This window comes from Streptomyces sp. NPDC002276 (assembly GCF_053891435.1).
In genome coordinates this window covers 157016-170091 of sequence record NZ_JBSFCQ010000003.1, presented here as the reverse complement: position 1 = coordinate 170091, position 13076 = coordinate 157016, and the positions used below count along the sequence as shown (strand labels likewise).

General features: G+C 70.7%; 12 protein-coding genes. 6 read left to right on the top strand and 6 right to left on the bottom strand.

Annotated elements, in window-relative coordinates:
• Nucleotides 1-54 precede the first annotated feature (54 nt).
• Both ACWIHT_RS09875 and ACWIHT_RS09870 read right to left on the bottom strand, forming a co-directional pair.
• Nucleotides 55-2139, bottom strand: a complete 2085-nt coding sequence (locus ACWIHT_RS09875; protein WP_456166308.1) for a non-ribosomal peptide synthetase — start codon at nt 2137-2139, stop codon at nt 55-57.
• A 42-nt stretch (nt 2140-2181) separates the two neighbouring features.
• Nucleotides 2182-4632 carry a Pls/PosA family non-ribosomal peptide synthetase gene (locus tag ACWIHT_RS09870; protein ID WP_456167099.1) on the bottom strand — a complete coding sequence of 817 codons (2451 nt, stop codon included), beginning with the start codon at nt 4630-4632 and terminating at the stop codon, nt 2182-2184.
• Between the two features lie 463 nt (nt 4633-5095).
• Between ACWIHT_RS09870 and ACWIHT_RS09865 the strand changes: the two genes are divergently transcribed.
• On the top strand, nt 5096-6283 hold the full coding sequence (locus tag ACWIHT_RS09865) for a YihY/virulence factor BrkB family protein (protein WP_456166306.1): 1188 nt from the start codon (nt 5096-5098) through the stop codon (nt 6281-6283).
• Between the two features lie 28 nt (nt 6284-6311).
• Here the strand turns inward: ACWIHT_RS09865 and ACWIHT_RS09860 are convergent, their stop codons facing one another.
• Nucleotides 6312-7148, bottom strand: a complete 837-nt coding sequence (locus ACWIHT_RS09860; RefSeq protein WP_456166304.1) for an NmrA family NAD(P)-binding protein — start codon at nt 7146-7148, stop codon at nt 6312-6314.
• 81 nt (nt 7149-7229) lie between these two features.
• Between ACWIHT_RS09860 and ACWIHT_RS09855 the strand changes: the two genes are divergently transcribed.
• Together ACWIHT_RS09855 and ACWIHT_RS09850 are read left to right on the top strand one after the other, a co-directional pair.
• Nucleotides 7230-8165, top strand: coding sequence for an AraC family transcriptional regulator (locus tag ACWIHT_RS09855; RefSeq protein ID WP_456166302.1), 936 nt, complete (start codon nt 7230-7232; stop codon nt 8163-8165).
• Nucleotides 8166-8175: 10 nt separating this feature from the next.
• Complete coding sequence (locus ACWIHT_RS09850) at nt 8176-8874, top strand: helix-turn-helix domain-containing protein (protein WP_456166300.1); 699 nt, start codon at nt 8176-8178, stop codon at nt 8872-8874.
• On the opposite strand, the gene ACWIHT_RS09845 is transcribed toward ACWIHT_RS09850, so the two are convergent.
• A complete protein-coding gene (locus ACWIHT_RS09845; protein ID WP_456166298.1) occupies nt 8871-9272 on the bottom strand; it encodes a VOC family protein in 402 nt (133 codons plus the stop codon). The genes ACWIHT_RS09850 and ACWIHT_RS09845 overlap by 4 nt on opposite strands.
• Nucleotides 9273-9331: 59 nt before the next feature.
• A complete protein-coding gene (locus tag ACWIHT_RS09840) occupies nt 9332-9964 on the bottom strand; it encodes a VOC family protein (protein ID WP_456166296.1) in 633 nt (210 codons plus the stop codon).
• Between the two features lie 38 nt (nt 9965-10002).
• Between ACWIHT_RS09840 and ACWIHT_RS09835 the strand changes: the two genes are divergently transcribed.
• From ACWIHT_RS09835 to ACWIHT_RS09825, 3 genes are read left to right on the top strand one after another with little or no spacing between them, the layout of a single operon-like run.
• A complete protein-coding gene (locus tag ACWIHT_RS09835) occupies nt 10003-10599 on the top strand; it encodes a hypothetical protein (protein WP_456166294.1) in 597 nt (198 codons plus the stop codon).
• Between the two features lie 28 nt (nt 10600-10627).
• Nucleotides 10628-11296 (top strand): ThuA domain-containing protein, encoded by a 669-nt coding sequence (locus ACWIHT_RS09830; RefSeq protein ID WP_456166292.1) that lies wholly within the window; start codon nt 10628-10630, stop codon nt 11294-11296.
• On the top strand, nt 11293-11976 hold the full coding sequence (locus tag ACWIHT_RS09825) for a hypothetical protein (RefSeq protein ID WP_456166290.1): 684 nt from the start codon (nt 11293-11295) through the stop codon (nt 11974-11976). The genes ACWIHT_RS09830 and ACWIHT_RS09825 overlap by 4 nt, the downstream gene beginning before the upstream one ends.
• A 22-nt stretch (nt 11977-11998) precedes the next feature.
• On the opposite strand, the gene ACWIHT_RS09820 is transcribed toward ACWIHT_RS09825, so the two are convergent.
• Nucleotides 11999-13042, bottom strand: coding sequence for a LacI family DNA-binding transcriptional regulator (locus ACWIHT_RS09820; RefSeq protein ID WP_456166288.1), 1044 nt, complete (start codon nt 13040-13042; stop codon nt 11999-12001).
• Nucleotides 13043-13076: the final 34 nt, after the last annotated feature.

Genomic DNA, 13076 nt, shown 5'->3' with positions numbered 1-13076 from the left:
TCGGTGTTCCTTTCGGTGGTGCTGTCGATCGTTCGGCCGGGGGCGCGGCGGGTCTCAGGAGGAGACCGGCCGTTCCAGCAGTCCGGCCAGGTCCGCGAGGACCGGGTGTCGGGTGACGTCCTTGAGGCTGATCGCCCGGTCGAGGGCGACCGCGAGCTTCACCGCGGCCAGCGAGGTGCCGCCGCGGTCGAAGAAGTGGTCCTGGCGGCCGATCCGGTCGGCCGGGATGCCCAGCACCACCGCCCAGGCGTCGGCCAGCCGGCGCTCGGCGGGCGTGCCGGGCCCCTCGCCGACCGCGTCCAGGTCACCGGCGAGCGCGGAGAGGGTCCGGCGGTCGGTCTTGCCGTTGGCGGTCAGCGGCAGCGACGCCCGCCAGTGCACGACCGACGGCACCATGTACGCGGGCAGCGACTCGGCCAGCCGGGCCCGCACCGCGTCGGCCTCCACCGGCCGCGCACCCGTGCAGAACGCCACCAGCTGCGTCCCGCGTACGACGACCACCGCGCCGTCCCGCACCCCGTCCACCCGCAGCAGCGCGTTCTCGATCTCGCCGATCTCGATGCGGAAGCCGCGGATCTTCACCTGGCTGTCCCGGCGCCCCAGGAACTCCAACTTGCCGTCCGGACGCCAGCGCCCGTGGTCGCCGCTGCGGTACAGCCGCTCACCGGGCCGGTACGGGTCCTCGGTGAAGGCCGCCGCCGTCCGCTCGGGATCGTTGACGTACCCCCGGCCCACGCACACACCGGAGAACACGATCTCGCCGGGCGCCCCCAGCGGCACCGGCACCAGGTCCTCGTCGACGACGTACACCCGCACATTGCCCACCGGCCGGCCGAGCGGCACCCGGGGCCCGTCCGGTGCCCGGTCCATCACCTCGTGGTTGGTGTCGTCCGAAGTCTCGGTCAGGCCATAGGCGTTGACCAGCCGCACCCCGGGCCGCGCCGCGAACCAGCGCTCCACCAGCTCCTTCTTCACGGCCTCCCCGGTGACCGACACACACCGCAGGTCCGGGAGTTGACGCGGCTGCCGCTCCAACTCGGCCAGTACGGCCTCCAGATACGACGGCACGACCTGGAGCACGTTGACCCGCCCCGCCTCGACCGTGTCGACGAACCGCGGCACGTCCAGGATCACGTCCTGCTCGACCAGCAGCGTCCGCCCGCCCACGAGCGGCGCGCAGACCAGCTGCCACAGCGAGATGTCGAAGCACTGGGGAGCGGTCTGGGCGACCACCTGCCCGGCCCCGATCCCCAGGTCGTCCAGCTTGGCGAAGACGTGGTTGACGAACCCCGCGTGCTCGCACATCGCGCCCTTGGGCTCACCCGTGGAGCCCGACGTGAAGTAGATGTAGGCGAGTTGACCGGGCGTGACCTCGATCCCGGGGTTCCCGTCCGGATGCCCCTCGGCGTAGGCCTCGTCTACGTAGAGGGTGCGGTCCGGCGCGGCCAGCGAACCGTCGCTGCCGTGCTCGGTCAGCACCAGCTCGCACCCGGCGCGCTCCAGCACCCGCGCCACGCGGTCGGCCGGGAAGTGCGGCTCGACGGGGAGATAGACCCCGCCCGCCTTGAACACGGCCAGTACGGCGGCCATCCAGTCGAGGTCGCGCTCCAGCACCACGGCGACCACACCCTCGCGGGTCAGACCGCGGGTCAGCAGTGCCCGACTCAGCTGGTTCGCGCGGGAGTTGAGCTCCCGGTAGGTCCAGCTCCGGTCGCCCCGCACGGCGGCGACCGCGTCCGGGCACACCTCCACCATGTCCTCGAACAGCTCGTGCACCCGCCGGTCCGGCAGTTCACGGCGCGGACCCGCCAACTCCTCCAACTGGAACCGGACTTCGGCCTCGGACAGCAGGCTCGTCCGCTTCGGATCGGTGAGGACCGTGACGTGGTAGCCCGCGACACGGGCGGCGGCCTCGGCGTCCAGGACATCGGTGCGGTACCGCAGTCGCAGCGTGCGGCCCGTGACGCTCACCTGCAACGCCGGGTCCTCCTCGACGCTCTCCCCGGAGAGCGCGGCGAGCACGGTCGCATGGGCGGCCTTCACAGCCGCGGGCTCGATCAACAGCCCTTCGGGCAGGGACACTTCGTGCTCCGCCACACCGGGCACCGGAGCGAGCGTCCACCGCGGAATGATCTCCATCTTTCTCTTCCCCCCTGTTTCCTTCCCCCTGCGGCCAGGCCGTCAGGCGGACACCTGCTTGACGGCGCCGCGCTGGGCCACCGCCGGATTTCCGCCCCACCGCGACAGCGCGGGCATCTCCTCGCCCTTCATCAGGAACGAGTCGGCGGCGAGTACGGCCCCGTCGCCCATCGACACCCCGTAGTGCACGAGCGCACCCACCCCGAGGGTGCAGCCGTCGCCGATGGTGATGAGTTCGGACTTGAACGTGCCGTCCTCCTGCGAGTGGGACTGCACCTTGGTGTGCGCCGACAGCGTGCAGTCGTCGCCGATCGCGGTGAGCGTGCGCTCGGTGATGTAGGCACCGTCGTCGAAGACCCGCCGCCCCATCTGTACGCCCAGCAGCCGCCAGATCAGGTTCTTGAACGGCGTCCCGTTGAACACCTGGATGTAGTGGTCCGGCACCTTCCACAGCCGCTCGTGCCACCAGAAGTACGGGTCGTAGATCGAGCACAACTTGGCTTCCAGCGGCCGGAATCCGCCGACCAGGCGCTCCACCAGCACGTAGTACCCGGCGGTGAAGCCGAGCCCGAGCATCAGGGACGCGCCGATCAGCAGCCCCCCGCCGATGCCCTCGCCCCCGTACAGGTCGACGGCGGTGAAGCCGATGACGGTGAGCACGAACCAGTGCAGCCAGCGCACGAACAGATACAGGCCCATCGAGCGCAGGTTGGCGCGGTTCTTCAGGGTCAGCCGGCGCTTCAGCTCGTCGCCCTCGCGCAGATGGTCGAAGCGGCTGTCCCGCTCCACCGAGCGCGGGATCTCGAAGCACGGCGAGCCCAACAGGCCCACGCCCTCCCGGACTTCGCCGTCGAGCGGCACCATCACCTTCGTGGCGAGCAGGCAGTTGTCGCCGGTGCGGCCCCCGGAGGGGTAGGCGATGTTGTTGCCCAGGAAGTTGCGCGGCCCGATCGAGGCCCGGGTCAGCCGGAACGACGTACTGGAGAAGTCCGCGTTGACGATCGACAGACCGTCCGCGACCATCGTGCCGCTTCCCACACTGGCCAGATACGGCGTCTCGTGCTGCACCTCCGTACCGAAGTTGGAGCCGGTCTGCTCCACCTCGCCGAGGTCGTAGCCGATGGCCTTCAGATAGCCGACGATGTACGAGCTGTCGCCGCACAGCCACTTGAAGAACTTCAGGTTGGTCAGGCGGGCCACCGCGCGCTGCACCGAGTAGTGGAAGCCGTACAGCGGATACACCCGGTCCGGGCGCAGCAGCGGCCGGAGCAGCCTCGGCAGCAGGGAGACGGAGGCGAAGCCGAGCACCACGAAGGCGACGAACGCCACCAGTGACAGACCCAGCGCCTCGCCGTAGAAGCGGGCCGAGTTGAGGTCCTTCTTGCCTGGGTCGAGCAGGTGGTCCAGGGCCGGTACCACCGTCAGCACCATGTAGGTACCGCCGAGCGCGAGCGGGACGTAGACCACCAGCATCTGAAGGAGCGCGCCCAGGCCGTAGCCGAAGCGCCGCGCCGTGGAGCAGTTCGCCGCCGGGACGCGGACGTGGTCGACGTCAGTGGCGACGGCCGGTGAGCCGTGCACGCGCCCGCCCGCCGGGACCCGCGCGTCGTCGTACAGGGCGCTGGAGTGGCCGAGTTGGGCTCCGTCGCCCATGGTGGTGCCGATGTCGAGGACCGTCTTCTCGCCGACGTACACCCCGCTGCCGAGCGTGACCCGGCCGGTGCGGATACGGCCGGCGTGCGCCTGGTAGCAGAGGAAGAAGGAGTCCTTGCGGATGACCGTTCCGTCGCCGATGGTCAGCAGGTCGGTGCAGACCGGGACGGAGTGGGACAGGATCGTGACGCCCCTGCCGATCCGGGCGCCGAGGGCGCGCAGGTAGAGGACGTACAGCGGGTTGCCGGCGAACAGGATCATCGGGTTGGCGTGCAGCAGCGCCTTGACCGTCCAGAACCGGACATAGGCGAGGCTCCAGACCGGGAACTCGGTCTCCTTCCAGCGGCCGACGAGTACCCACTTGGCCACCACCGGCACCGTGCACACACCGATGAACACCGCGCCGCCGAATATCGCGGAACGCAGATAAACCTGTGCCACTCCGGAACCGCCGGAAACCCATTCGTAGCCGCGGCCCGTGACAAGTCCGGCGAGTGCGCAGTACACCGCGAATACAAGGAACTGAATCAACCCGCACAACAGATAGCGGGCCGTGCTGCCGGGCGGCGGAGGCTCCGCGACGGCCGGCTCGGAAGGCTCGTCGGTGTCGGCGAGGGCCGCCGCGAGACTACGGATCGTCGGATGGCCGTAGACGTCCCGCATCGAGACCGACGGGAGATCGTCGCGTTTCCTGACCCGGGCGCAGAAGTGCGCCATCACCAGCGAGTTGGCGCCCAGGTCGTCGAAGAAGTGACTGTCGAGCGGTATTGCTTCCTTGCGTACGACACCGGCCAGGACCTCTGCGAGAACGGTCTCGGTGCCGGTGCCGGGTTTTCCCACCACGTGGCTCCTTGGTGCTGATCATTGTCTTTGAATTGCCAAAATCGCCAAAGACGAAAACGGCACACGCGAAACGGGTGGGGTGAAAGTGAATTTCTGGGACGGGGTCCTGGTCATGGACCCAATGTGATTCCCCCGAGTCGTGTGCGCTGACGTCGTCCCAACGCGCGCAACGAATGCAGTCCGGATTATTTCTGGACATTCCGGAACGGGTCAAGGCCGTTTTGGGCAATGGCGCTTTTTCGACTTCACGAGGCGCGGGGAAGGTCAATCATGATTGACGGACGAAGTCCTCACCGGGAAGCTCTCCAAAACAACCATTAAAATCTCGAATGCCAATTCGAATTCCGGACCGAAAAGTTTCGGCCAGCGCGAGCATGACACGGCCGGTGGGCAGGCACCCTGTCCCGGCCGACGCCCCCGGGGGATGAGTGCATCCCGGCACGGCGGATACCTTTAGGGCGTGCAGTCAGCAAGTGAAACCCCCGAGCGGCCCACCGGCCGGTTCCACCGGGCGCGTGCCCTCTACCGGAACGTCTCCAAGCGCAGGACCGCCTGGCTGCTGGTCAAGGACACCGTCAACTCCTGCATGGAGTACCGCATCCTGGGCCTCGCGGCCGAGGCCGCGTTCTTCACGCTGCTGTCCGTCCCGCCGCTCCTGCTGAGCCTCATCGGCCTGCTCGGCTACGTCGACAGCTGGACCGGCGCGCACAGCATCGCCGGCCTGGAGAACAACATCCTGGAGGCGTCCCGCACCGTCCTGACCGACAAGGGCGTCCACGAGATCGCCCAGCCGATCCTGCACGACGTCATGAAGGGCGGCCGTCCCGACGTCATCTCCATCGGCTTCCTCTTCGCCCTCTGGTCGGGCTCCCGCGCGGTCAACGTCTTCATCGACACCATCACCGTGATGTACGGCCTCGACGGCGTACGCGGCCTCGTCAAGACCCGGATCGTGTCCTTCGTCCTGTTCATCGCGGCCCTGCTGATCGGCTCGGTCGCGCTGCCCCTGATGGTCGCGGGACCGGACGCCGTGGTGAAGGTCGTGCCCTGGTCGGAGACGGTCGTACAGGTCCTGTACTGGCCGGTCGTCATCGTCCTGTCCGTCGTCTTCCTCACGACGCTGTACCACGTCTCCGTCCCCGTCCGCTCCCCGTGGATCGAGGACGTGCCCGGCTCCCTGGTCGCCCTCGCCATGTGGGTCCTCGGCAGCTACCTCCTGCGCATCTACCTCACCGGCACGGTCGAGGGCCCCACCATCTACGGCTCCCTCGCCGCGCCCGTCGCCGTACTGCTGTGGATCGGCGTGTCCGCGTTCGCCGTACTCGTCGGGGCCGCCGTCAACGCGGCCATCGACCGGGTCTGGCCGGCCGCCGCGACGGCCGCCGCCCGCGCCGCCAACGAACGCAGGCACGAGGAGCAGGCCGCCGAGTACGTCGCCCGCATGGCCGCCGCCCGCACCCAGGGCGGCGAGGACGACGAGGACTTCGACGACCCCGAAGACGGCGACATGCCCTCCGAGTTCCCGGAACGCTGGTCCCGCTTCCTGCCCCCCGAGGACGTCACGTCCCGACTGCGCACGCACGCGAAGAGCACGCACGCCAAGAGCACCCACAAGAGCGGCGGAGACACCCCGGGACCGGTGAAGTAACGCTCCGCTACAGCTTCCAGACGCCCGCTCACACCTTCCAGACGCCCGCCGCCGAGGCTTCCCGCGCGAACTCCGCGAAGTCGCGCGGCTCACGCCCCAACACCTCCTGAACCCCGTCCGAGAGATACGAGTTCCGCCCGTCGAGCAGCGACTCGAACAGCTCCACCAGGAACTCGACCTCCCCGTCCGGCACCCCGAACCCGGCCAGCTCGTCCCCGTACTGACGGGCCGACACCGCCCGGTACGTCAACGCCCGCCCCGCCGCCTCGGAGATCTCCGCGATCGCCTCCCCGAAGGTCAGCAGCCGCGGCCCGGACACCGTGAGCGCCTGCCCGGCATACCGGTCCCCGGCCGTCACCGCGGCCACCACCACGTCCGCGATGTCCCGTACGTCGACGAAGGGCTCCCGCACCTCACCGGCCGGGAACACCAGTTCCCCGCTCTCCCGCAGCCCCTCCACCAGCGGTCCCTCGCTGAAGTTCTGCGCGAACCACGCGGCCCGTACGACCGTCCAGTCCGCCCCCGACCCGCGCAGCGCCTCCTCGGTCGGCCGCGCCCGCTCCTCGCCCCGCGAGGACAGCAGCACCAGCCGCCGTACGCCCAGCGAGACCGCCTCGTGCGCGAACATCCCCACCGCGCCGGGCGCGTCCAGCGCCCCGACGTCCGAGGGATACACCAGGTACGCGGCATCGGCGCCCCGCAGGGTGTCCGCCCACGTGGACCGGTCCAACCAGTCGAAGCCCTGCGCCCGCGAAGCCTCCCGTACGGTCAGTCCCGCGGCCCGCGCCGCCTCCGCCACCCGGCGCCCGGTACGACCCGAAGCGCCCGTCACCACCATCGTCATGTCCCGTGCGTTCTCTGTCATGCCGTCCAGTCAACGCCCGCGCGCGGGCACGGACCATCGCTGAACGGCTCATTCCCATAAGCGCGCGTCTACGCTGGCCGCATGGACGCCCTGTCAGGCCTTCTTGAGGGTCCACGCGCGCGTGGCGCCTTCATGATCCGCGCGTGCTTCGACCCGCCGTGGGCCCTGCGCATCGAGGACCGCGCACCCCTGACGGTCATGCTCATGGTCCGCGGCGACGCCTGCGTCACTCCCGAGACGGGGGAGCGGATACACCTCCGGGCCGGCGACCTCGCCATAGCGCGCGGCCCCGACCCGTACACCTGCGGCGACGCCCCGGACACACCCCCGCAGGCGCTGATCCTGCCCGGCGGCGAGTGCAGCTACCCCGACGGCACGTCCCTGAAGGGCTCGATGGACCTCGGCGTCCGCACCTGGGGCGACCGTTTGGAAGGGTCCACGGTGATGCTCATCGGCACGTACCTCATGCGCGGCGAGATCAACGGGCGTCTCCTGGACGCGCTGCCACCCCTGCTCTCCCTCCCCTCCGAGGTCTGGGAGTGCCCGCTCACGCCCCTCCTCATGGAGGAGATCGTCCGCGACGAACCCGCCCAGGAAGTCGTCCTGGACCGCCTCCTGGACCTCCTGGTCATCGCCGCCCTGAGGGCCTGGTTCTCCCGCCCGGAGGCGGAGGCCCCGGCCTGGTACCGCGCCCAGGCGGACCCGGTGGTCGGCAGGGTCCTGCGCCTCCTCCAGGACGACCCCGCCCACCCCTGGACGGTCGCCTCCCTCGCCGCCAAGGCCGCCGTCTCCCGCGCGGCCCTGGCCCGCCGCTTCACCGACCTGGTCGGCGAACCCCCGATGTCCTACCTCACCGCCTGGCGCCTCGCCCTCGCCGCGGACCGCCTCCGCGACACGGACGACACGATCGCCGCGATCGCGCGGGACGTGGGCTACGGCAGCGCGTTCGCGCTCTCCAGCGCCTTCAAACGGGTCTACGGCGTCAGCCCGCAGGAGCACCGGACGCGGTCGGCGTAGCCTGGCCTGCATGTACGCGGAGAGGGCATCGCGGCTGCCGGGCGCGGTGGTGTGGACCCGCACCATGGAGAACCCCGTCTCGACCCCGGTCCACCCCGTCCTGCCCGACGGCTGCATGGACCTCCTCTGGAACGAGGGCCGCCTGCTGGTCGCCGGCCCCGACACCCGCGCGTACGTCCCCGGGACGGAACCCGCCCACTGGGCCGGCCTCCGCTTCGCCCCCGGCACCGCCCCCACCTATCTGGGCGTTCCCGCCCACGAACTCCGCGACCTCCGAGTCGACCTCACCGACCTCTGGCCCGCCGCGACGGTACGACGCCTGCACGCCCGCCTCGCCACGGCCCCCGACCCGACGACCGCACTGGAGGCCCTGGCACTGGAACGCGCCGCGCACGCACCCCCACCCGACCCGCTGCTACGACACCTCGTGGCGGCCCTCGACACCGGCCGCCCCGTCGCCGCCACCGCGGACGAACTCGGCCTGGGCGCCCGCCAGTTGCACCGCCGCTCACTGGCCGCCTTCGGCTACGGCCCCAAGACCCTGGCCCGGGTGCTGCGCCTCCAACGCGCCCTCGCACTGGCCCGCGCCGGAGTCCCCTTCGCGGAGACGGCGGCCCGCTCCGGCTACGCGGACCAGGCCCATCTCGCCCGGGACGTCAGGGAGTTGGCGGGGATGCCGCTGGGGCAGCTGCTCGGCCGGAGCGGCTAGGCAGGGCTCAGCGGTGCGAAGAGATCCACTCCGTTGCCGTCGGGATCGTGCACGACGGCGTACCGCTGCCCCCAGAACGCGTCCCACGGCTTGAGCTCCCCGTGGTGCCCGGCGCCCACCAACTCCTCGTAGACCCGGTCGACTTCGGCGGGGTCGTCGCAGAGCAGGGCGAGCGCGGCCCGGCCGCTGCCCCCGGTGGGCGGCCGCCAACCCGCGTGGAACGAGCGGACGGTGTCCTCCGTGTCCAGCAACAGCCGTAGCCCACCGGGGAGTTGGGCCTCGGCATGCGGCTGGTCCTCGGCAGCCTCGGGGAAGCCGAACCCGAGCAGACGGTAGAAGGCGACAGAGGCGGCCATGTCGGAGACGACCAGCCCGATCGCGTCAAATCGTGGAGTCATACGACCACGGTAGGCGGAGCCTCGGCGCCCGGTCTTGAACGAATCGGACACCTCCGCCCTCAGCCGAAGGTCACTGCCCCACGAGGCGTGTCCAGCGTGAAGGAGAGCGCCACCGGGCCCTCGGTCAGCGCCAGCTCCACGCCCACGGCGGAGAGCAGCGGGCGGATCTCGTCCGGTGCCGGGGCGGTCGCCGCCAGCTCCAGCAGGGGCGCGACGGGCAGGTCCGAGGCGGTCGGATGGGGCGACGCGCTCCAGTCGATCAGGAACGGCACCAGACCGGAAGGGTGTGCCGTGTCCCCGTCCGTGAGCCGCCACTCCAGCAGCGTGCCGTCGGGGCGGCGGCGGCTCATCGCCCGCACGGGCCCGGGGTCGTACCCCTGGGCGCGGGCCGCCGCGACCGCCGCGTCCAGATCGGGCGGACTGATCGCCCAGGTCACGGTCCGCGCGCCGGACAGCCCGTCGACACCGAACGGCCGCGGCCCCGACGGCTCGGCCTGCTCCGGGTCGGGACCGAGGATCTCCAGGTAGCGCGAACCGCCGAGAGACACCAGGTAGTTGCGGGTACCGAGCCCGACATGGACACCACCGGCCACCGGTGCGATACCCGTGCGCGAAGTGAAGTCGGCGACTGTCGCCGCGAGTTCGGGGGTCGCGAGGACGAGATGGTCCAGGTGTGCGGGAATGGCATTCATCCCCACCAAGGCTACGCGGTGTACGGCAGGATGGCCCCATGATCCGTGCCGTGCGCGTCCTGCCGTTATTGCTGTTGCTGCCCGCGCTGATGGTCGGCTGCGGTACCGAGAAGTCGGGCGCCGGTACCGGAACCCCGAAGACCTCGTCCTCCCCTTCCACTTCCCCGACCCCGGCGACGTCTGCCGAAATCGCCGCCCGCGCAAGGACGTTGGGCTTCGACCCCGACCTTGTCTACGTCATCGACCCGCCCGGATTCACCCTCGCCGAGCAGTCGGTGGGCGTCTCGGACGTCGGTCTCTCCGTGGCGTACATATCGCCGAAGAACGGTGCTGTGATCAACCTGCGTGTGGAGCCCGGCACGATGACCGACGCGAACTGCACGACGCAGGCGGTGACCACCGAGCACATGACCTGTGTACGCGACGGGAACGCCTGGTACCGCACAGGTGGGGGAGACGCCGAGTACGTGATGGCGGCGAAGGGCCACCTCGTGCACATCGCCGCCGAGCAGGGCAAGGTGAGCCGCGAGGTCCTGCGCGAGTCGGCCCGGTCGCTGCGCCGCCCGTACAAGAGCGAACTCGCCGTGGTCCTCCCGCCCAGGGAGTTCGGCGACAGCGCGGGGTCGGGCGGTTGAGCGCGCGGAGTGAAATAGGCTGCCCCGTATGGCTGTTGCCGCACCCCGCCTCCTGGTCTGCACCCGCACCACCGCCTACCGCCACGACTCCATCCCGGCCGCGGTGACCGCCCTGCGCGCCCTCGGCCCCTTCGAGGTGACCGCCACGGAGGACCCGGCCGCCTTCGAACACCCCCTGGACGACTACGCGGCCGTCGTCTTCCTCTCCACCAGCGGCGAGGTACTCACCCCGGCGGGCCGCGAACACCTCGCGTCCTACGTCGAGTCGGGCGGCGGCTTCGTCGGCGTCCACGCGGCGGCCTGCACCGAGTACGACTGGCCGTACTACGGCGACCTCCTCGGCGCCCGCTTCGACCGGCACCCCGCCCACCAGCCCGGCAGGGCCGTGATCGAGGACCGTACCCATCCGGCCACCCAACACCTGCCCGCCGTATGGCGGTTCACGGACGAGTGGTACGACTTCCGCACCAACCCGCGGAGTTCGACACACGTCCTCCTCACCGCCGACGAATCCTCCTACGAGGGCGGCGGGATGGGCGCCGACCACCCCCTGGCGTGGTGCCACGAGAAGGGCGCGGGCCGGGTCTTCTACACGGCCCTCGGCCACGCGGCGGAGGCGTACGACGACCCGGACTTCCGCGCGCATCTGCTGGGCGGGATCAACTGGGCGGCGCGGCCGGGGAAGAACGGGGGATGACGAAGGTGTCCGCTCATCTGGTCGAGGTCGGATCCGAGCCGCTCGACGAGCCGAACCGGAACTCGGTCGGCGGTCGGCCCTACCTCGACGAAGGCCAGTCATGGCCCGAGTGTTTCTGCGGCGAGCGGCTCGTCCTGTACTTCCAGCTGGACATACCCCCGGACGTGGAGACTTTCGGCGGCGACCACCTGCTGGTCTTCCACTGCCGTGCGCACAACGACGCGACCTTCCCCGAGATGGCCGACGGTCGGCTCATACCCCGGTACTGGGACGCTCCGCAGCCGCCGTACCCGGGCCCGTTCTGGCGCGTGCTGCTCCAGCGTCGCGCGACGCTGCCGGCGGCGGGGACCGAACCGTCCCTGCGCGCCCTGCCGTTGACGCTGCGCCCCTTCACGGACACCCCGGACGCGGAAGGGGTCGGAGCCCAGACGTTCAAGGTGGGTGGCACACCGTCCTGGGCGCAGTATCCCGAGCACTGCACGTGCGCGTGCGGCGCCGATCTGGTGTATCTCTGCGAGGTCCCGGCGAACATGGATTTCGCCGTCCGCCCCGGGCAGCCGGAGCAGCCCTACAGCGGCGGCGCCGACGTCTACGGGCTGTTTCTCGGCAACGAGGTCTACCTGCTGGCATGTCCGGCCCACTGCGATCCGGCGGCGGTCTGGCCGCTGACCCAGAGCTGACGCGACCACTACGGGGCAGCTCTCAGCCCCGCGGCACCCCCGTACTGGCCCGCTCCACCAACCGCGTCGACAACTCCGTCCGCGTGCTCTCCGGCCGGTCGCCGTCCATCATGCGGACCAGGAGCCGGAGCGCCGTGGCCGCCATCTCCGACAGCGGCTGCCGGACCGTGGTCAGCGCCGGAGTCACCCAGCGGGCCTCGGGCAGGTCGTCGAAGCCGACCACGCTGATGTCGTCCGGCACGCTCAACTCCCGTTCCGTCAGGGCCTCGTAGACCCCGAGCGCCATACGGTCGGAGCAGACGAAGACCGCCGTCGGCGGCTCGGGCAGGTCGAGGAGTTCGCGCATCCGGGTGCGGGCCATGGCCTGGTCGAAGCCGCCGTGGCGGATGTAGTCCGGGCGCACGGATACCCCGGCGGAGGCCAGCGCGGAGCGGTAGCCGGCGACGCGGGCGCTGCTGCACATCTTGTGCCGGTGACCGGCGATCACCGCGATCCGTTCGTGGCCCAGGGACAGCAGATGCTCGGTCGCCGTCACCCCACCGTGCCAGTTGGCCGCGCCGACCGACGCGACACCCGGCGGCGGCTCCCGCACCGGGTCGATCATCACGAACGGGATCCGGTGCTGGTCGAGCCACGCGTACTGCGACGGCGTCAACTCGGCCAGATTGAACAGGACTCCGGAGGATCCCCTGCCGACCAGCTTGTCCAGCCAGCCCCGTTCGGGCCGGTCGGCCCGCGTCCGGGTCAGCCCGGCCGACACCACCACCTCAAGCCCGGCCTCGTACGCGGCCTCCTCCACCCCGTGCAGCACCGCCCCCGACCAGGAACTGTCCAACGAGTGCACGACCAGGTCGACAAGACCCGGTGCCTTGTTCGCGTCGAAGCGCGGCCTGCGCACATAACCGAGCCGCTCCAGCGCCTCCGTCACCCGCCGCCGGGTCTCCGGCGCCACGTCCTCCCGGCCGTTGACCACCTTCGACGCCGTCGGCACGGACACCCCCGCCTCACGGGCCACGACCGCCAGCGTCGGCCCTGCCGTCATGCTCGCGCTCCCCGCACGGACCATCGGGAACCACCTCTCCAGCCCGCCCGAGGGCCAT

Bases quoted from the DNA above. Each gene is read 5' to 3' on its own strand.
- ACWIHT_RS09825 (WP_456166290.1), top strand. From the start codon at position 11,293: ATGACGAAGGTGTCCGCTCATCTGGTCGAGGTCGGATCCGAGCCGCTC.
- ACWIHT_RS09845 (WP_456166298.1), bottom strand. From the start codon at position 9,272: ATGACTCCACGATTTGACGCGATCGGGCTGGTCGTCTCCGACATGGCC.
- ACWIHT_RS09875 (WP_456166308.1), bottom strand. From the start codon at position 2,139: ATGGAGATCATTCCGCGGTGGACGCTCGCTCCGGTGCCCGGTGTGGCG.
- ACWIHT_RS09855 (WP_456166302.1), top strand. From the start codon at position 7,230: ATGGACGCCCTGTCAGGCCTTCTTGAGGGTCCACGCGCGCGTGGCGCC.
- ACWIHT_RS09835 (WP_456166294.1), top strand. From the start codon at position 10,003: ATGATCCGTGCCGTGCGCGTCCTGCCGTTATTGCTGTTGCTGCCCGCG.
- ACWIHT_RS09850 (WP_456166300.1), top strand. From the start codon at position 8,176: ATGTACGCGGAGAGGGCATCGCGGCTGCCGGGCGCGGTGGTGTGGACC.
- ACWIHT_RS09820 (WP_456166288.1), bottom strand. From the start codon at position 13,042: ATGGTCCGTGCGGGGAGCGCGAGCATGACGGCAGGGCCGACGCTGGCG.
- ACWIHT_RS09830 (WP_456166292.1), top strand. From the start codon at position 10,628: ATGGCTGTTGCCGCACCCCGCCTCCTGGTCTGCACCCGCACCACCGCC.
- ACWIHT_RS09840 (WP_456166296.1), bottom strand. From the start codon at position 9,964: ATGAATGCCATTCCCGCACACCTGGACCATCTCGTCCTCGCGACCCCC.
- ACWIHT_RS09860 (WP_456166304.1), bottom strand. From the start codon at position 7,148: ATGACAGAGAACGCACGGGACATGACGATGGTGGTGACGGGCGCTTCG.